The 18836-nt window shown below is 55.7% G+C and carries 13 protein-coding genes; 7 read left to right on the top strand and 6 right to left on the bottom strand.

Annotation, left to right across the window (positions count from 1 at the left end):
- Positions 1-59 precede the first annotated feature (59 nt).
- Together pflB and pflA are read left to right on the top strand one after the other, a co-directional pair.
- Positions 60-2342 carry a formate C-acetyltransferase gene (gene pflB / locus E0E17_RS13625; RefSeq protein ID WP_130834579.1) on the top strand — a complete coding sequence of 761 codons (2283 nt, stop codon included), beginning with the start codon at positions 60-62 and terminating at the stop codon, positions 2340-2342.
- Between the two features lie 170 nt (positions 2343-2512).
- Positions 2513-3253, top strand: a complete 741-nt coding sequence (gene pflA, locus E0E17_RS13620; protein ID WP_130834578.1) for a pyruvate formate lyase 1-activating protein — start codon at positions 2513-2515, stop codon at positions 3251-3253.
- A 56-nt stretch (positions 3254-3309) separates the two neighbouring features.
- Here the strand turns inward: pflA and E0E17_RS13615 are convergent, their stop codons facing one another.
- The 6 genes from E0E17_RS13615 to lrp form a co-directional block, all read right to left on the bottom strand.
- The gene (locus tag E0E17_RS13615; protein WP_130834577.1) at positions 3310-4461 is read right to left on the bottom strand and encodes an MFS transporter; all 1152 of its coding nucleotides are present in this window, start codon (positions 4459-4461) and stop codon (positions 3310-3312) included.
- 324 nt (positions 4462-4785) lie between these two features.
- A complete protein-coding gene (serS, locus tag E0E17_RS13610) occupies positions 4786-6078 on the bottom strand; it encodes a serine--tRNA ligase (RefSeq protein WP_130834576.1) in 1293 nt (430 codons plus the stop codon).
- 97 nt (positions 6079-6175) lie between these two features.
- Positions 6176-7519, bottom strand: a complete 1344-nt coding sequence (locus tag E0E17_RS13605) for a replication-associated recombination protein A (RefSeq protein ID WP_130834575.1) — start codon at positions 7517-7519, stop codon at positions 6176-6178.
- A 7-nt stretch (positions 7520-7526) separates the two neighbouring features.
- Positions 7527-8138: an outer membrane lipoprotein periplasmic chaperone LolA gene (gene lolA, locus E0E17_RS13600; RefSeq protein ID WP_130834574.1), complete on the bottom strand. Its 612-nt coding sequence runs from the start codon at positions 8136-8138 to the stop codon at positions 7527-7529.
- Between the two features lie 182 nt (positions 8139-8320).
- Entirely contained in the window at positions 8321-11734 is a 3414-nt protein-coding gene (locus E0E17_RS13595; RefSeq protein WP_130834573.1) for a DNA translocase FtsK 4TM domain-containing protein, read from the bottom strand.
- A gap of 120 nt (positions 11735-11854) precedes the next feature.
- Positions 11855-12349, bottom strand: coding sequence for a leucine-responsive transcriptional regulator Lrp (lrp, locus tag E0E17_RS13590; protein ID WP_006118610.1), 495 nt, complete (start codon positions 12347-12349; stop codon positions 11855-11857).
- A gap of 520 nt (positions 12350-12869) precedes the next feature.
- On the opposite strand from lrp, the gene trxB reads away from it, so the two are divergent.
- From trxB to infA, 5 genes are all read left to right on the top strand, one after another.
- Positions 12870-13838 carry a thioredoxin-disulfide reductase gene (gene trxB, locus E0E17_RS13585; RefSeq protein WP_130834572.1) on the top strand — a complete coding sequence of 323 codons (969 nt, stop codon included), beginning with the start codon at positions 12870-12872 and terminating at the stop codon, positions 13836-13838.
- A gap of 145 nt (positions 13839-13983) precedes the next feature.
- Complete coding sequence (gene cydD / locus E0E17_RS13580; RefSeq protein ID WP_130834571.1) at positions 13984-15753, top strand: heme ABC transporter permease/ATP-binding protein CydD; 1770 nt, start codon at positions 13984-13986, stop codon at positions 15751-15753.
- On the top strand, positions 15753-17480 hold the full coding sequence (gene cydC, locus E0E17_RS13575) for a heme ABC transporter ATP-binding protein/permease CydC (RefSeq protein ID WP_130834570.1): 1728 nt from the start codon (positions 15753-15755) through the stop codon (positions 17478-17480). Before cydD ends, cydC begins: the two co-directional genes overlap by 1 nt.
- Positions 17481-17512: 32 nt before the next feature.
- Positions 17513-18205 (top strand): leucyl/phenylalanyl-tRNA--protein transferase, encoded by a 693-nt coding sequence (gene aat / locus E0E17_RS13570; protein ID WP_130834569.1) that lies wholly within the window; start codon positions 17513-17515, stop codon positions 18203-18205.
- Between the two features lie 346 nt (positions 18206-18551).
- On the top strand, positions 18552-18770 hold the full coding sequence (infA, locus tag E0E17_RS13565) for a translation initiation factor IF-1 (protein ID WP_002211347.1): 219 nt from the start codon (positions 18552-18554) through the stop codon (positions 18768-18770).
- The last annotated feature ends 66 nt before the right edge of the window (positions 18771-18836 follow it).

Genomic DNA, 18836 nt, shown 5'->3' with positions numbered 1-18836 from the left:
CAGATCTGCTCAGATCTGCCGGTATCAAGAAAGACTCCATCTATAAAGGTAGGTATATCATGACCGAACTTAATGAAAAAACAGCCGCTGCCTGGAAGGATTTTGTTGCTGGCGAATGGCAAGCGCGCGTTAACGTCCGCGATTTTATTCAAAAAAACTATACGCCCTATGAAGGCGACGAGTCATTTCTGGCTGGCGCGACGCCCGCCACAAGCGCGCTCTGGGCGCGCGTTCTGGAAGGGATCAAAACAGAGAACCGTACCCATGCGCCGGTCGACTTTGATACCGATCTTGTTTCAACTATTACCGCGCATGACGCGGGCTATATTAATAAATCGCTGGAAAAAATCGTTGGCCTGCAAACGGAAGCGCCCCTGAAGCGCGCTATTATTCCGTTCGGCGGCATTAAAATGGTGGAAGGTTCCTGCAAAGTGTATGGCCGGGAACTCGACCCTGCCCTGAAAAAGGTCTTCACTGAGTATCGTAAAACCCATAATCAGGGCGTTTTCGATGTTTATACGCCCGATATTTTACGCTGCCGTAAATCGGGCGTACTGACCGGCCTGCCTGATGCTTACGGACGGGGTCGCATTATTGGCGATTATCGCCGCGTCGCGCTCTATGGCATCGACTTTCTGATGCAAGATAAGTTCGCCCAGTTTGCCTCTCTGCAGGCTGACCTGGAAAACGGCGTCAATCTGGAAGCGACCATTCGCCTGCGTGAAGAGATTGCTGAACAGCATCGCGCCCTGGGGCAAATCAAAGAGATGGCGGCGAAATATGGCTGCGATATATCAGGCCCGGCCATCACTGCACAGGAAGCCGTGCAGTGGACCTATTTTGGCTATCTGGCAGCCGTGAAATCGCAGAATGGCGCAGCGATGTCCTTTGGTCGCGTCTCAACCTTCCTGGATATTTACCTTGAACGTGATTTAAAAGCAGGCAGGATCAGCGAAGAAGAGGCGCAGGAGTTGATTGACCATTTGGTAATGAAGCTGCGTATGGTGCGTTTTTTGCGCACGCCGGAATATGATGAACTCTTTTCCGGCGACCCTATCTGGGCAACGGAATCTCTGGCAGGTATGGGGCTGGATGGCCGTACGCTGGTGACTAAAACCACCTTCCGCTTCCTGAACACCCTTTACACCATGGGCCCGTCTCCTGAGCCCAACATGACTATTTTGTGGTCGGAAAATCTGCCGGTTAATTTCAAAAAATACGCGGCCAAAGTCTCTATCGATACTTCCTCCCTGCAGTATGAAAACGATGACCTGATGCGACCCGATTTCGACAATGACGATTACGCCATTGCCTGCTGCGTCAGCCCGATGATTGTCGGTAAGCAGATGCAGTTTTTCGGTGCGCGCGCTAACCTGGCAAAAACCCTGCTCTATGCGATAAATGGCGGCATGGATGAAAAAATGAAAATGCAGGTGGGCCCGAAAGAGGAACCGATCAAGGATGAGATCCTCGATTTTGACAGCGTGATGGCGCGGATGGATCGCTTCATGGACTGGCTGGCAAAACAGTACGTCACCGCGCTGAATATCATTCACTACATGCACGATAAATACAGCTACGAAGCAGCGCTGATGGCACTCCATGACCGCGATGTCTATCGTACCATGGCGTGCGGCATCGCTGGCCTGTCAGTGGCTGCCGACTCCCTCTCTGCCATTAAATATGCCAGAGTGAAACCGATTCGTGATGAAGATGGCCTCGCCATCGACTTTGATATCGAAGGGGAATATCCGCAGTTCGGTAATAACGATGCGCGCGTGGACGATCTGGCCTGCGACCTGGTGGAACGTTTCATGAAGAAAATCCAGCAGCTGGCCACCTATCGTCATGCTGTGCCGACACAATCGGTGCTGACCATCACCTCCAATGTGGTGTACGGCAAAAAAACCGGTAACACCCCTGATGGCCGACGTGCCGGCGCGCCTTTTGGTCCGGGCGCCAACCCGATGCATGGCCGCGATCAGAAAGGCGCAGTGGCTTCATTAACCTCAGTAGCGAAACTGCCGTTTGCTTACGCGAAAGATGGCATCTCTTACACCTTCTCGATTGTCCCTGATGCGCTGGGTAAAGAGGATGAAGTAAGAAAAGCTAACCTCGCCGGATTAATGGATGGTTATTTCCACCATGAAGCCCATATTGAGGGGGGCCAGCACCTTAACGTGAATGTCATGAACCGCGAGATGTTGATGGAAGCGATGGAGCATCCGGAAAAATATCCGCAGTTAACCATTCGCGTTTCTGGTTACGCCGTACGCTTCAATTCATTAACAAAAGAGCAGCAGCAGGATGTGATTACCCGCACCTTTACCCGGTCGTTGTAATTCCCTGTTGTACGCGGGTTAACCTGAAAGGCTCCCGCCCGGAGCCTTTCCCTGCAAGCCCGCTCAGGCGGTTAGCCGGGCACGCTAACCGCCTGAGCCGACTTACCCATCCTGGCTACGCTCAGAACACAGATTCTGACCGCCAGGCTAACCCGGGAGGACATAGCGCCATGTCAGTTAGCGGACGTATCCATTCCTTTGAATCCTGCGGCACCGTCGATGGCCCGGGCATTCGCTTTATCACTTTTTTTCAGGGCTGCCTGATGCGTTGCCTGTACTGCCATAATCGCGACACCTGGGATACCCACGGCGGAATGCGCGTCAGCGTGGCAGAACTGATGCAGGACGTGCTCGCCTGCCGTCACTATATGGAAGCGTCAGGCGGCGGTGTTACGGCTTCCGGCGGCGAAGCCATTCTTCAGGCGGAGTTTGTTCGCGACTGGTTTCGTGCCTGCAAAGCCGAAGGGATCCATACCTGTCTCGATACCAATGGTTTCGTCCGCCGCTATGATCCGGTGATTGATGAATTGCTGGAAGTGACCGATCTGGTGATGCTCGATCTGAAACAGCTTAATGATGAGGTTCATCAGATCCTGGCTGGCGTGTCGAATCAGCGCACGCTTGATTTTGCGCGCTATTTACAGAAAAAAGGGAAACGCACCTGGATTCGCTATGTGATCGTGCCAGGTTACACCGATGATGATGACTCCGCCCATCGTCTGGGAGAATTTACCCGTGATATGGCAAATATTGAAAAAATTGAGCTGCTGCCCTATCACGAACTGGGGAAACATAAATGGATCGCCATGGGAGAAACCTACGCACTGGAGGGGGTAAAACCGCCGGGTAAAGCAACCATGGAGCGGATAAAAACGATCCTTGCTGGTTACGGACATAACGTCAGCTATTAATCGGCCGGACAGTTTAAAGGGAGCCCGGAGCTCCCTTTTTTATTGCAGACAGCGGATCAGGCGTGCGCAACGGGTGTGGCATGATGATCGGCTTTGCGCAGCAGCATCACCAGATAAACCAGCGCCACCGTGGCAATCATGACAAATAACAGGTGATCGGAATAATTCTGCATCAGCATCGCCGTCATCACCGGTCCGGCCAGGCTGCCAATGGTATAGCTGAGCAGCAACGCCTGGTTCATCGCCACCAGCTGATGCTGCGGCACGGTTTCGCAAGCCCAGGACATCGCAACCGGATAGAGCGTAAAACCAGCCAGGCCCAGCACAAACAGAGCGGGAGCCATAGCGGCATTGCTTAACATTGCGATCGCGCCCAGGATCACCATAAACACCTGAACACGTAGCACCAGCAGACGGCCAAAGCGATCCGCCAGACGGCCCACCGGCCACTGACCTACAATCCCGGCGCTTACCAGTAACGCCATCCAGTAGCCCACTGTCGCATTGCTCATACCCTGGTGAGAGAGATAAAGCGGCATCAGGCCGTACAGCGAGCCGAGCAGAATGCCGGAAATAATGCAGCCATTGACGCCAAGGCGCGAGCTACGACGACGCAGCATAGGCCAGATAGCGGCAGGTGGGGTATCTGCCGCCGCTTCCGTCGCCGTCACGCGCGTAAAAATCAGCGGCAAGATGGCCGCCACGATCAGCGCCGTCACCCAGGGGATAACGTGCAGCAGTTCCGTAGAAACCCGGCTTACCAGTAACTGCCCGACCACGGTGCCCAGATAGTAGATAATCATATAGGCCGCCAGCAGCTGGCCGCGATTGCGTACCGTGCCGCTGCACAGCAGCGCACTCTCAACCACCACCCAGATTAACGCACAGCCAATGCCGGCGATAAAGCGCCATGCGGTCCACGACCAGGCGTTGACCGCCAGCAGCATCCCCAGCGTAGCGAGCGCAAACAGCAGCGTTGCCAGATAATAGCTGCGATTAAAACCGTAGCGTTTGATCAGGGCCCCTGCCACCAGCGTACCAGCCAGGTTACCGGCATAGTAGGAAGAGCTCACCATACCCACCTGCCATGTGGGTAACTGGTCATGCGTCAGCCAGAGCGGGATCAACGTATTCAAAACAGCAATAGATACCGTCAACAAAAGCAGCCCGCAAAGCAGTAGCAATACGGGACGAGACCAGGTGGACATAGTGAGTAAAACCAAAGGAAGAGAAAGAATTTGCGCGCAGTTTGCCACTGAATATTTTAAAGTCAACGCACAAAAATTGTACGCCGCACATTTTGCTGCTTACCCATTTAATATTTTTATCTTCATAAGGTTACAGTACACTAAGCGCGACGCTAAGCAGATCCTATCTTTATGAAAACTGTCACTTTTGAGCACCGACCCTGTCTGCGTGACGATAACAATTATTTCTGCATAATTCCTGCTAAGGATTAATAGACCGGAGCATATGTCATACAAAAAAACCCGGCAAAGCCGGGCTTTTTATTACTGCTGTACAGAGGCGAATCAGCCGATAAATTCCAGACCATTCATGTAAGGACGCAGCACTTCAGGCACCGCGATCCGGCCATCGGCCTGCTGATAGTTTTCCAGCACGGCAACCAGGGTACGGCCTACTGCCAGACCTGAACCGTTCAGGGTGTGTACCAGACGCGGTTTTTTCTCGTTTTTGCTGCGGCAGCGTGCCTGCATACGGCGCGCCTGGAAATCCCACATGTTAGAACAGGAGGAGATTTCACGATAGGTGTTCTGCGCGGGCAGCCATACCTCGAGGTCATAGGTTTTGGTGGCACCAAAGCCCATATCACCGGTGCAGAGCAATACCTTACGATAAGGCAGGTTCAGCAGCTGCAGCACTTTTTCAGCGTGTCCTGTCAGTTCTTCCAGCGCCTGCATGGAATCTTCCGGACGAACAATCTGCACCATTTCCACTTTATCGAACTGATGCATGCGAATCAGTCCACGCGTGTCACGACCATAAGAACCCGCTTCTGAACGGAAACAAGGGGTATGGGCCGTCAGTTTAATGGGCAGGCTCTCTTCCTCAACAATTTCATCACGCACCAGGTTGGTCAGCGGGACTTCAGCCGTCGGGATTAGCGCATAGTTGCTGCTGTCTGACTCTTCCGTCAGCGGACGGGTGTGGAACAGATCTTCGCCAAACTTGGGCAGCTGGCCTGTACCGTACAGGGTCGCGTGGTTCACCAGGTAAGGAACATAGGTTTCCAGATAACCATGCTGCTCAGTATGCAGATCGATCATAAACTGGCTCAAGGCGCGATGCAGACGGGCAATCTGGCCCTGCATCACCACAAAGCGCGAACCGGTCAGTTTTACCGCTGAGGCAAAATCCAGCCCTTTGGCCATTTCACCCAGTTCAACGTGATCTTTAACCGGGAAATCGAACTGGCGCGGCGTGCCCCAGCGTGTAACTTCCAGGTTTTCGCTGTCATCTTTACCCAGCGGTACTTCATCAGCAGGCAGGTTGGGCAGCGACAGGGAAAAATCGCGGATATCATTTTGCAACGCATCCAGTTCCAGTTTGGCCGCTTCCAGCCGCTCACCCAGCGCATTTACTTCCTGACGCAGCGGCTCGATATCTTCCCCACGTGCTTTGGCCTGACCGATGGATTTGGATCGGGAATTACGCTCCGCCTGCAAGTTTTCCGTTTCGACCTGCAGTACTTTACGGCGCTCTTCCAGGGAGCGCAGCGTTTCCACATCCAGCTTAAATCCTCGGCGTGCCAGTTTTTCTGCGACTGCGTCTGGCTCGTTACGCAGCAGATTGGGATCGAGCATGCTTATCCTGTGTTTTAAAGGTTAAATAATTAACGGGGAGACGCATTCCTGCGCGGAATGCGTTGAATTTCCTGCTCACCTTACCGCAACGCTAAATTCAGCGGTAGCGTTTTATCGGGCTATTTTGATCCTGTTCAGCCAGCCAGGCTAGCTTTTCACCAATTTTTGCTTCGAGACCACGATTGGTCGGGAGGTAATAATGCGTTTGTGCCATTTCCGGCGGAAAGTAGACTTCTCCGGCCGCATAGGCATTTGTCTCATCATGTGCATAGCGGTACTCTTTTCCGAGCCCCATCTCCTTCATCAGACGGGTCGGCGCATTGCGCAAATGCTCTGGCACCTCATAATCCGGATAATCACGCGCATCGCGCATTGCCGCTTTAAAGGCGGTATAGACCGCATTACTTTTCGGTGCGCAGGCAAGATAAACGATGGCCTGTGCGATAGCCCGTTCGCCTTCCGCCGGGCCGACACGGGTAAAGCAGTCCCAGGCCGCCAGCGCCACCTGCATAGCGCGCGGATCCGCATTGCCGACATCTTCTGAAGCGATCGCCAGCAGGCGGCGCGCAACGTAGAGGGGATCTCCCCCGGCGGTGATGATACGCGCATACCAGTAGAGCGCGGCATCGGGTGCAGAGCCGCGCACAGATTTATGCAGTGCCGAGATCAGGTCGTAATAGCGATCGCCTTTATTGTCGAAGCGCGCCGCACGCTCGCCGGAAACTTCATTCAGCAACTGAGGAGAAAGCTCCCGTTTACCCTGCACGTTGGTTTCCGCCATATCGGCCATCATTTCCAGCGTATTGAGCGCGCGACGGGCATCGCCATTCACCAGTTCCGCGATCATGCGCCGGGTATTGTCAGGCAGCACAATGTCGCTGTTGCCGTAGCCACGCTCTTTATCCTGCATCGCCTGATTGAGCACCTGCTCAATATCCTCTGTGGTAAGCGATTTCAGCAGATAGACACGTGCCCGCGACAGCAGTGCGGAATTAAGCTCAAAGGAGGGATTTTCGGTGGTGGCGCCAATAAAGGTGATGGTGCCATCTTCAATATGGGGTAAAAAGGCATCCTGCTGGCTTTTATTAAAACGATGCACCTCATCGACAAACAGAATGGTACGCCGCCCCGCCTGACGATTTTGCCGTGCGCGCTCTATCGCCTCACGGATCTCTTTCACGCCGGAGGTTACCGCCGAAATACGTTCAACATCCGCTTTGCCGTAATGACCAATAATTTCGGCCAGCGTGGTTTTACCGGTGCCTGGCGGCCCCCACAGAATCATGGAGTGCAAATGGCCCGCTTCAATGGCGCGCGGCAGCGGTTTTCCCGGCGCCAGAAGATGTTGCTGCCCGATATATTGCTTCAGCGTAACTGGCCGCATACGGGCGGCCAGAGGTTGAAAATCACTGGAGGAAAAATCGAGAGAGAAATTACTCACTGCGACCTCACTGACGCTGGTCGTCCACCGTTACGCCTTCTGGCGGTGTGAACGTGAATTTGTCCGGACTGATGGTGCCGTTCTGCTGGCTTTTCAGCTGATAGCTGCTGCGCTGACCATCCTGTTCCATGGTGCTGAACTGGTTAATCGTCCCCTGCGGAGAAACGTTGATCGTAAACTGCTTCAGGTTGCCGTCACTCTTCTTCGGCGTCAGCTCAAAGGTATCCCCCTGTTGCCGGATATTATATTGCTGCCAGTCGCCCGGCTGGTTGCGGGCAATCAGCATAAACGGCGTATTGCTGGTGGCATCTTTCAGCCAGGTCGCGCTGGCCTGCTCCACAAAGGGGTTATAGAACCACAGCGTTTTGCCGTCGGAAATAATCACGCTCTCATCGGGCGCGGTCATATGCCAGTTAAACAGGCTCGGACGCTTCACCCACAGTTCGCCTTCACCCTCCTGCACGCTGGCACCGCTACTGTCGGTGACTTTCTGCGTAAAGCTGGCATGGAAGCTGTTAACCTTGTTCAGTCGCAGCTGCAAATCGCTGGTGGCATCCGCCATGACGTTAGCGGAAAGTAAAGCACTGAACAGGCCGCAGGCAATAATCTGTTTTTTCATCTGTTTTGCATCCTTAGTTATTCATTTCCCCATCGTGACAGCTTTAAACCTGGCTGCCAGATTCCTGTTCAGACAGCAGAAAAAACCGAAAGCCTTCACAGATATGGGGACGTTCGCCGCATACACAATGGGCCAGCTTACACTGGCCCATACGTCACTTTGACAACAGCTTTACCGTATTATCACATTTCATGAGGCGGCGGAGAGAGCACTTCGCGGTTACCGTTGTGTCCCGGCTCCGAAACAATGCCCTGAGCTTCCATCTGCTCAATGATGCGCGCAGCACGGTTATAACCAATACGGAACTGACGTTGTACGCCGGAAATCGATGCACGCCGTTTTTCCACCACAAAAGCCACCGCCTGATCGAACAGCGGATCCAGTTCTTCACCGCCTTCCAGCCCCAGGCTGCCGCCCTCGCTCTCTTCGCCAGCGGTAATGCTGTCGATGTATTGTGGACGACCGCGAGCTTTCCAGTCCGCCACCACCGCATGCACTTCCTGATCGCGCACAAAGGCGCCATGGACACGCACCGGCATGGAGGAGTTCGGCGGCATATAGAGCATATCACCCATTCCCAGCAGCGATTCTGCACCGCCCTGATCAAGAATGGTACGCGAATCGATTTTACTGGAGACCGTAAAGGCGATACGCGTCGGGATGTTGGCTTTAATCAGACCGGTGATGACATCCACCGACGGACGCTGTGTGGCCAGTACAAGGTGAATACCCGCCGCACGCGCTTTCTGCGCCAGGCGAGCGATCAGCTCTTCCACTTTTTTCCCCACCGCCATCATCAGGTCAGCAAACTCATCTACCAGTACCACGATATAAGGCAGTTTTTCCAGCACCGGCGGCGTCATATCCATGCTGTCGCCCGGTTTCCAGAACGGATCAGGGATAGGACGTCCCATCGCTTCCGCCTGCTCCACTTTTTCGTTGTAGCCTGCCAGGTTACGCACGCCCAGGGCTGACATCAGTTTGTAGCGACGCTCCATCTCACCGACGCTCCAGCGCAGCGCATTAGCGGCGTCTTTCATGTCGGTAACCACTTCAGTCAGCAGGTGCGGAATGCCTTCATAGACCGACAGTTCAAGCATTTTCGGGTCAATCATAATAAAGCGCACCTCTTCCGGCGTCGCTTTATACAGCATGCTGATGATCATGGTGTTGACGCCCACCGACTTACCGGAGCCGGTCGTCCCCGCAACCAGCAGGTGTGGCATCTTCGCCAGATCGGCGACTACCGGCTGTCCGGCTATATCTTTGCCCAGCACCACCGCGAGCGGCGATGTGTTATCCCGGAAGCTGGGGCAGTCGAGCACTTCGCGCAGATAGACGGTCTGACGATGCTTATTGGGCAACTCCAGACCAACATAAGGTTTACCCGGTATCACTTCTACCACGCGCACCGCGACGGCAGAGAGTGAACGCGCCAGATCGCGTGAGAGGTTAGAAATACGTGATGCTTTCACCCCGGGTGCCAGGTCGAGCTCAAAACGGGTGATCACCGGCCCGGGCGAAATCCCCACCACCTCGGCCTTCACGCGATAATCGGCCAGACGCGCTTCTACCAGACGCGCCGTTTGCTCCAGGGCAAACATATCTACCGGTTCCGCTTCCGCGGGCGGCGGCGTCAGCAGGTCGAGCGTAGGCAGCGGCGTGGTGGGCTTTTGCAGCGGCTGCTCATGACGCATCAGGAAGGGGTGAATCAGGCTCTCCTGCAGAGCGGCAGGGTCTGGCGTCTGTAACTGTGACTGTGGCTGTGGCTGCTGTGACGCAGGCTGTAACAGCGCGTCGGGCTCCCGGTAATTAACAGTTTCGGGCGCACTAAACGGCATCTGCGTGGTCGGTTGCGGTTCGACCGGCTGCTGCCAGTCGCTCTCCAGCGTCTGCTCCGCTTCAGCCGGCGGCGTGGCGGCAATGGTAAACAAAGGTTCAACTGGACCCTCATCCACCAGATCTTTCAGCGGAGAGAAATCGAACGCCGCTGCCGGATCCAGACTGAAGGTTGGTCCCTCATCATCCTGCGGCTTGTCAGGTTGTGCATAGCGTTGCTGTTGCTGCTCAGCAAACTGACGCGCCAGCGCCGCCTGATGCTGCGCCTCTTCGTCATCCTCCTGCTGCCAGCTTTCGCCATAGCGTTGCTGCTGCTGTGCCTGGAAGGCATCGCGCAGCTGGGCTTCCTGTAAATCCGCCTCTTCTTCGACGCTCTGAGGTTCAGCAAACTGTGGCGACATTGCCGCTGCCGCAGGTACGCTCTGTTCCGCCTCTTTCGCTTTCTCTTCCGCCATGCGTTGTGAAGGCAGTTTGATGCCAAAGGAGGCAAGCTCGCGGCGCGTTGGAATTTTTACCGGGTTGGGCCGTGGCAGTTCCGGGCCTATGCCCTGCTTCACCTGTGGATTGTAATCCCCTTCCGGAGCCGCACTAAAGGCAGGCATAAAGGGCACTGCACCAGCAGCGGGCTGCGTTGCGGCCGCTGCTGCCGCAGCAGCGGTAACGCCTGCAGGCAGTTCTGCGGCGCGCGTAGCCTCCTGCCAGTTCCCCATGCGCGGGCCATCATCTTCTTCAGCCGATGATTGCTGCATTGCGGCGGCAGGTGCTGCCTCAGGCAGTTCGAAGCGGTAGCGCGGAGGTTCTGGGGATTCTTCTGCATCTGTAAAAGCAGCCGGACTCACCGGAGCTACGGCAGCATCAGGCGCGGCGGCGACAGTCACAACCTGCTGCACTGGCGCGGCAGAGGCGGCATTGAGGGTTGGAGCGGGCGCGGCATGAGTCTCTGATGCCGCAGCGGCGGGCGCAGCAGCCGGTGCCAGCAGCGGATCATGTTCTGCAAGCGGTTCAGGTTCATCTTCATGAACCCGGCGCGGCGCGGCCAGCAATATATCATCTTCTACATCCTGAGCCTTTGCGGCCCCTTTGGTGACAGACGAGGTGTCGATGAGATCATCATCCTCATCGTCCCAGGGCTCATCGCGACGGGAGCGGTTGCTGGCAAAGGTGAGCACGCCCATTACCGCAGCGCCAATTTTTTCCGCAATGGTCAGCCACGACCAGCCGGTATAAAGCGTAATGCCCGCCGCCCAGACGCAAAGCAGCGTCAGCGTGCCGCCGGCAGCGCTGAACCAGGGTGCCATCGCATTGCTCACCAGACTGCCGATGACCCCGCCCGAGGCGAAATACCAGATATCATCCGCATTAAGCGCGGCCAGACCGCAGGTAGTGACCACCAGCGCCAGCACGCCAATCAGGCGTAAGCCCACGGCAAAGTAATCGATGTAATCCTGACTGTCGCGCTGGCGGAAGGTAATCCAGCACAGACCGAGAATCACCGGCGGGATCGCATAGGCCATCACACCAAAAATAAAGAGCAGCGTATCCGCCAGCCAGGCGCCAACGCTCCCCCCCATATTATGGATAGGTTCGTGCCAGGCGGTCTGCGACCAGCTTGGGTCAGAAGGATTGAAGCTGACCAGGGAAACCATCAGGTAGATGGCAAAAAGGGCAACGAGAATAAGCAACGCTTCCAGCAGGCGACGTCCACTGCTGAGCGGCTGTAACGAAACGTCTTTGTCTTCTGTGTATTCCTGGCTCAAGAGAACTCTCCAGGTGCCTGTAAATTATGAAGGCAACAGCGCCGGAGCAAGCCCGACGCTGGTCCTGTATGAATTCACAGGAGTGTACCGAAATCCTGCAGGTTTTGCACCTGCCCTGCATTACCGGGTTTTGATCACCAGACGGTTACTCTGTTTGACCTCTTCCATCACCACGTAGGTACGGGTATCGTTCACCCCTGGCAGACGCAACAGGGTTTCCCCCAGCAGCTTGCGGTAGGCGGACATATCCGGTACACGGGTTTTCAGCAGGTAGTCAAAATCACCCGACACCAGGTGACACTCTTGAGTTTCCTCAAGTTTTTGCACGGCGGCGTTAAATTGCTCAAACACATCCGGTGCGCCACGATTCAGAGTAATCTCAACAAAAACCAGCAGTGAAGCATCGAGATAGTGTGGATTCAGCTGCGCCGTATAGCCCAGGATAAAGCCCTGACGCTCCAGGCGACGCACACGCTCAAGACAGGGTGTGGGCGATAGCCCTACACGCTTGGAAAGTTCTACGTTGGAAATACGACCATCTTTCTGCAGTTCATTCAGAATATTTCTGTCGATGCGATCAAGATCTTTTCCAGGGCGTTTCTTATTGTCTACCATTATTATTGTCTCTCTTAAATCCTTCCCTTAACGTGCCACGACCTGAAAACATTCATTGTTCAGGACCTTACTGAAGCGAAGACTTAGAGCCTGTGCATTAACGCGCCCATCCGTATGACGCATGCTGTCTGTCCACACCATGCGTCATGACCAATGTCAGGCTGAGTCTATTTGCCGAACGGCGCAGAACTGCATGAAAACCTGTTTTGTGCGGCTAAATATTCTCTGCTTCCTACACTGTTTTCGCAAAAGCGCAGGCGATTGTCAAAGTAAAACATCCAAATTCAGTACAAGATGCCAGACAGACCGCTGGGTTACTGTTTTTAAATGAGTATTTTTATACAGCTGCACCATAAAAAACGGATTAATGCCCCTTTATGGCGCAAACCGCGTGCAAAATCGCGTTTCATCGTCTACGCCGCTTGCAGCAATCGTTAACAAAATCGCACAAACCTTTTTTTGCGTCAGTAATTTCCCTACAATCGCTAGCTAAAACATCCGTCGAAAAATTGAGGAACGCATGAGTACGGCCAAACACAGTAAGCTACTCATCCTGGGCTCGGGTCCAGCCGGTTATACCGCTGCGGTCTATGCCGCTCGCGCCAATCTGAATCCGGTACTGATTACCGGACTGGAAAAAGGTGGTCAGCTCACCACCACCACTGAAGTGGAAAACTGGCCGGGCGATCCCCATGACCTGACCGGTCCGCTGCTGATGGAACGTATGCATGAGCATGCGGAGAAATTTAATACCGAGATCATTTTCGATCATATCCACACCGTGGAACTGCAGACGCGTCCGTTCCGTCTGATCGGCGACAGCGGTGAATACACCTGTGATGCGCTGATTATCGCCACCGGTGCTTCGGCTCGCTACCTTGGCCTGCCCTCTGAAGAAGCTTTCAAGGGCAAAGGCGTCTCCGCCTGCGCCACCTGTGACGGCTTTTTCTATCGCAACCAGAAAGTTGCGGTGGTAGGCGGCGGAAACACCGCCGTGGAAGAAGCCCTCTATCTGGCGAATATCGCCTCTGAGGTGCATCTGATTCACCGTCGTGACAGCTTCCGCGCTGAAAAAATCCTTATCAACCGCCTGATGGATAAAGTGCATAACGGCAATATCGTGCTGCATACGCATCGTGAACTGGATGAAGTGCTGGGCGATCAGATGGGCGTGACCGGTGTACGTCTGCGCTCTACCGAACATGCCTCGCAGCAGGAAGAGCTGGAAGTGGCCGGTCTGTTTATCGCCATCGGTCACAGCCCGAATACCGCCATCTTTAACGGTCAGCTGGAGCTGGAAAACGGCTATATCAAGGTTCAGTCCGGTATTCATGGTAACGCCACGCAAACCAGCATCCCCGGCGTATTCGCGGCAGGGGACGTAATGGACCATATTTATCGCCAGGCGATTACCTCTGCAGGCACCGGCTGTATGGCGGCGCTGGATGCAGAACGTTATCTGGACGGACTGGTTAAAAACGATAAGTAAGTTGTTAATCTTCTGATCTTATTTACCCGAGGCGACGGTTTTACTGTCGCCTTTTTTATTGGCCTCATGCTACAGTTCATGCGCTGTTAACAGGCGGTTATTTGCGCCCTTTTACCCCCTCTTTTCAGAAACCGATCGGCATCGCATGAATAAAAACCGGCAACAACACCTTACTCGCTGGCTGCGCGCACAGCGTCGTTCCGGCAGCCGCTGGTTACGTCTCGCTTCCCTGCTGGGATTAGGCAGCGCACTGGTGGTAATCGCGCAGGCGTGGCTGCTTGCGACCCTGCTGCAGGCGTTGATTGTGGATAATGTTCCCCCTGGCCGTCTGGTTACGCCCTTTTTGCTACTGTTTGCCTGTTTTTGCCTGCGTGCCCTGCTGAATTACGCACGCGAACAGGCGGGGTTCTGCGCCGGTCAGGCAATCAGGCAGGCGCTACGCAAACAGGTTCTGGATCGCCTGCATGCTCTCGGTCCGGCCTGGATTCAGGGAAAACCGGCAGGCAGCTGGGCCACCCTGCTGCTGGAGCAGATTGAAGAGATGCAGGAGTATTACGCACGTTACCTGCCGCAGATGACGCTCGCCCTGCTGATCCCCTGCTGCATCCTGCTGACCCTGTTTCCGGTTAACTGGACAGCGGGTCTGATCCTGCTGGCGACAGCCCCACTGATTCCTCTGTTTATGGCGCTGGTTGGCATGGGGGCCGCCGACGCGAATCGCCGCAATTTTCTTGCGCTGGCGCGCCTCAGCGGCGACTTCCTTGATCGGCTGCGCGGCCGGGAAACATTACGCCTGTTTCATCGCGCCCGGGCTGAGCAGCAAACCATCGCCACTAACAGCGAAAATTTCCGGCTGCGCACCATGGAAGTGTTGCGTCTCGCCTTTCTCTCTTCGGCCGTGCTGGAATTTTTTGCTTCGCTCGCCATTGCGGTGGTAGCGGTTTACTTTGGCTTTTCCTACCTCGGTGAGCTTGATTTCGGCCATTACGATCGCCAGGTCACGCTGTTTGCCGGTTTCCTTGCCCTGATTCTGGCTCCGGAATTTTTTCAGCCGCTGCGCGATCTCGGTACGTTCTATCATGCCAAAGCGCAGGCCGTCGGGGGTGCTGAGGCGCTGGAACGCTTTATGACCATCAGCGCTGAAACCTCTGTTGGCAACGGCTCCCGCCGCCTGCAACAGAGTCAATCTTTAACTATCGAAGCATCAGAGCTGGTGATCTGTACGCCCACGGGCAAGGCCCTGAGTGCGCCCCTCAGCTTTATCCTCGATCCCGGGATGCGGGTCGCCATTGTGGGCCCGAGCGGTGCCGGGAAAAGCTCGCTGTTAAATCTGCTGGCGGGTTTTTTGCCCTATACCGGCTCGATTAAGGTAAATGATATTGAGTTGCGTGAGCTTGATATGCGCCACTGGCAGCAGCATCTCGCCTGGGTCGGGCAGAATCCCCATCTGCCAGCGGCGACCCTGCGAGAAAATATTTTGCTGGATGCGGAAGAAGATCGCTCACGGCTGGAAGCGGTACTACAGGCGGCGGGCGTTACTGAATTTTTGTCCCGACTGCCGCAAGGTCTGGAGAGTGAAATCGGCGATCAGGCGCTGGGACTTTCTGTCGGGCAGGCACAGCGGATTGCGGTAGCGCGGGCTCTGTACAAACCGGCCAGCCTGCTGCTGCTGGATGAGCCGGCGGCCAGCCTGGACGCCCGTAGCGAGCAGCAGGTGATGCAGGCGCTGGAGCAGGCATCGCGCCGCCAGTCGACACTGATGGTTACCCATCAGCTGGATGGCTTAGCGGAATGGGATGAAATCTGGGTCATGCAGGCTGGACAAATCGTGCAGCGCGGCAGCTGGAGCAATTTAACGCAGCAGGATGGAGCGTTTCGTCAGTTGCTGCAACATCGCCAGAGGGAGATTCTCTGATGCAAGCTTTATGGCCCTTTTTACGCTTCTGGCGTCGTCATCCCTGGCGGCTGGCTCTCAGTCTGATGCTGGCGGTTCTGACCCTGCTGGCCAGTATCGGTTTGCTCGCATTGTCGGGCTGGTTTCTGGCTGCCGCCTCACTGGCAGGCGTGGCCGGGCTTTACAGCTTTAACTATATGCTGCCTGCCGCAGGCGTACGCGGCGCAGCCATCATCCGTACTGCGGCGCGCTATTTCGAACGGCTGGTCAGCCACGATGCTACCTTCCGCGTGCTACAACATCTGCGTGTGTTTACCTTTTCCCGTCTGATGGCGCTGACACCGGGCCAGTTGACCCGCTTTCGCCAGGCGGAGTTACTCAACCGCTTTGTGGCTGATGTTGAAACCCTGGATCATCTCTACCTGCGCGTATTATCACCACTGCTGGGCGCCTTTGTGGTAATTAGCGTCGTGACGCTGGGTCTGAGCTTTTATGATCTCACCCTTGCGTTCACGCTGGGCGGCCTGATGCTGGCCACGCTGATAATTATACCACCGCTTTTCTACCGCCTGGGCCAGCCTGCCGGTCTGGCTATCACGCAGCGCCGCGCGCTGTGGCGGCTGCAGCTGACCCGCTGGCTGGCGGGTCAGGCAGAGCTGAAGATCTTTGGCGCAGAATCCCGCTGGCGTCAGCAACTGGATCAGGGGGAAATCCACTGGCTACAGGCGCAGCAGCAGCAGCAGCGGCTGGTTGCGCTGGCGCAAAGCCTGGTGATCATGATCAGCGGCGTTGCCGTTTGCGCCATGCTGTGGCTGAGCGCTGCGGGCACAGCGCAGCTCAGCGATGCGGGGCCGCTTATCGCCCTGTTTGTCTTTTGCGCACTGGCGGCCTTTGAAGCGCTGGCACCGGTAGCCACGGCATTCTTGCACCTTTCTCAGGTGAGCGCCTCGGCGCAGCGCGTGCAGGAGATCATTGCGCAGCAGCCCGATATCTGCTTCCCCGGCCCGCCACTGCAGGCGGTGGCGGGCATGCGCATTGAACTGAACGCGCTGCATTTTTCCTATCCCTCCCGTCCGGAACCGGTGCTGGATGGCTTTCGTTTATCGGTGGCGGCTGGTGAGCATATCGCCCTGCTCGGCCCGACCGGCTGTGGTAAATCGACTCTGCTGGCACTGCTGACGCGCGCCCGTGAAGCGGACAAGGGCGAGATCGTACTGAACGGCGTGCCGCTGGCGCAGTGGGACGAAGCGAGTCTGCGCCGACGCATCAGCGTGGTGACACAGCGCGTGCATCTGTTCAGCCAGACGCTGCGGGATAATCTGCTGCTTGCCGCCCCTGAAGCCAGCGACCCGCAACTGGCTGCAGCGCTGCAGCAGGTCGGACTGTCTCATCTGCTGGACGATGAAGGACTCAACGCCTGGCTGGGAGAAGGCGGCAGGCCGCTTTCCGGCGGAGAATTACGCCGTCTCGCCATCGCGCGCGCCCTGCTGCATAATGGCGATCTCTGGCTGCTGGATGAGCCTACCGAAGGGCTGGATGCGGCCACGGAACAGCAAATTTTGACACTGCTGCAGCAGATTACCCGGAACAAAACGGTTATCACCGTGACGCACCGACTGACCGGCCTGGAAAGAATGTCACGGATTTGCGTGATGGATACCGGGACGCTGATTGAACAGGGCAGCCATCAGGAATTAATCTCAAAACGCGGACGCTACTGGCGTTTCTGTCAACGCCTTACGCTATAGTCATAACTACTCACGCGAGGTAGAGGAAGGTAATGAGACTGGTACAGCTGTCACGGGAGTCCCTGCATTTTCCGCCCCCTGAAATGGCGCTGCGCGAGCCCAATGGTTTGCTGGCCATGGGCGGCGATCTCTCCCCTGCCCGCTTGTTGAACGCCTATCAGCGCGGTATTTTCCCCTGGTTTTCCCCGGGCGATCCCATTCTCTGGTGGTCGCCCGATCCGCGCGCCGTGCTGTTGCCGGAGTCGTTTCACCTCAGCCGCAGTATGAAGCGTTTTCACCGCCAGTCCCCTTATCGTGTCACCATGAACCACGCCTTCGCCGAGGTGCTGGAGGGCTGTGCCAGCGGGCGTCAGGAAGGCACCTGGATCACCTTTGAAGTGAAGCGCGCCTGGCTGCGCTTATTTGAGCTGGGTCATGCGCATTCCGTTGAGGTCTGGCATGGTAAGAAGCTGGTTGGTGGTATGTATGGCCTGGCGCTGGGCAGGATTTTTTGTGGTGAGTCGATGTTCAGCCGCATGGAAAACGCCTCGAAAACGGCGCTCTGGGTATTCTGTCAGCACTTCCTTGCGCACCGGGGCAGGCTGATCGATTGCCAGATATTAAATCCGCATACCGCCTCGCTGGGCGCCATGGAGATCCCGCGCATCGATTATTTGCAATATGTTCAGTCTCTTGCCTGGCTGGACATGTCAGCGGACTGCTGGCGACCTCAGACCCTTTTTTAACGCCAGCGAGGATGTTTTGCACACACCCGGCGGCAAAAGTGATATAATAAACCTGTTTGGTATGTCGTTCGCGCTTCGCCTCCGGTGAACCGGAATTGCCAGGCTGGGAATCTCAACGCACTTCCGAAGCTGTTTCAATCGTGCGCGTGTCACCGGTTGATTCAGATTCTTAGCCCGCTAATGCCCCGCAGACGTCAAAAAACACCCGAATTTAACCGAGATGCTCGCGTAAATGCGCGACGCACGGCGAAGTGTTGGCGCAGCTGCCAACATTTCTTTACATAAATCATGGAATTCGGCATTATCGTGCCGGTTCACTTGTTAGGTAGTCCACCCAGAGGATTCGATGGCCAAAGAAGACAATATTGAAATGCAAGGTACCGTACTGGATACGCTACCTAACACCATGTTCCGCGTAGAACTTGAGAACGGACACGTGGTTACCGCTCATATCTCCGGTAAAATGCGTAAAAATTATATCCGCATCCTGACGGGCGACAAAGTCACTGTCGAGTTAACCCCGTATGACCTGAGCAAAGGCCGCATTGTCTTCCGTAGTCGCTAAGTTGCGCCCCGACTCTGTCGTTAACTGAAGCGACACGAAAAAAAGGCCGGATAACAATCCGGCCTT

This window comes from [Erwinia] mediterraneensis (assembly GCF_900604315.1).
Lineage (GTDB): Bacteria > Pseudomonadota > Gammaproteobacteria > Enterobacterales > Enterobacteriaceae > Pantoea > Pantoea mediterraneensis_A.
The sequence above is the reverse complement of the archived record's forward strand: the minus strand, read 5'-3'. Positions and strand labels throughout refer to the sequence as shown.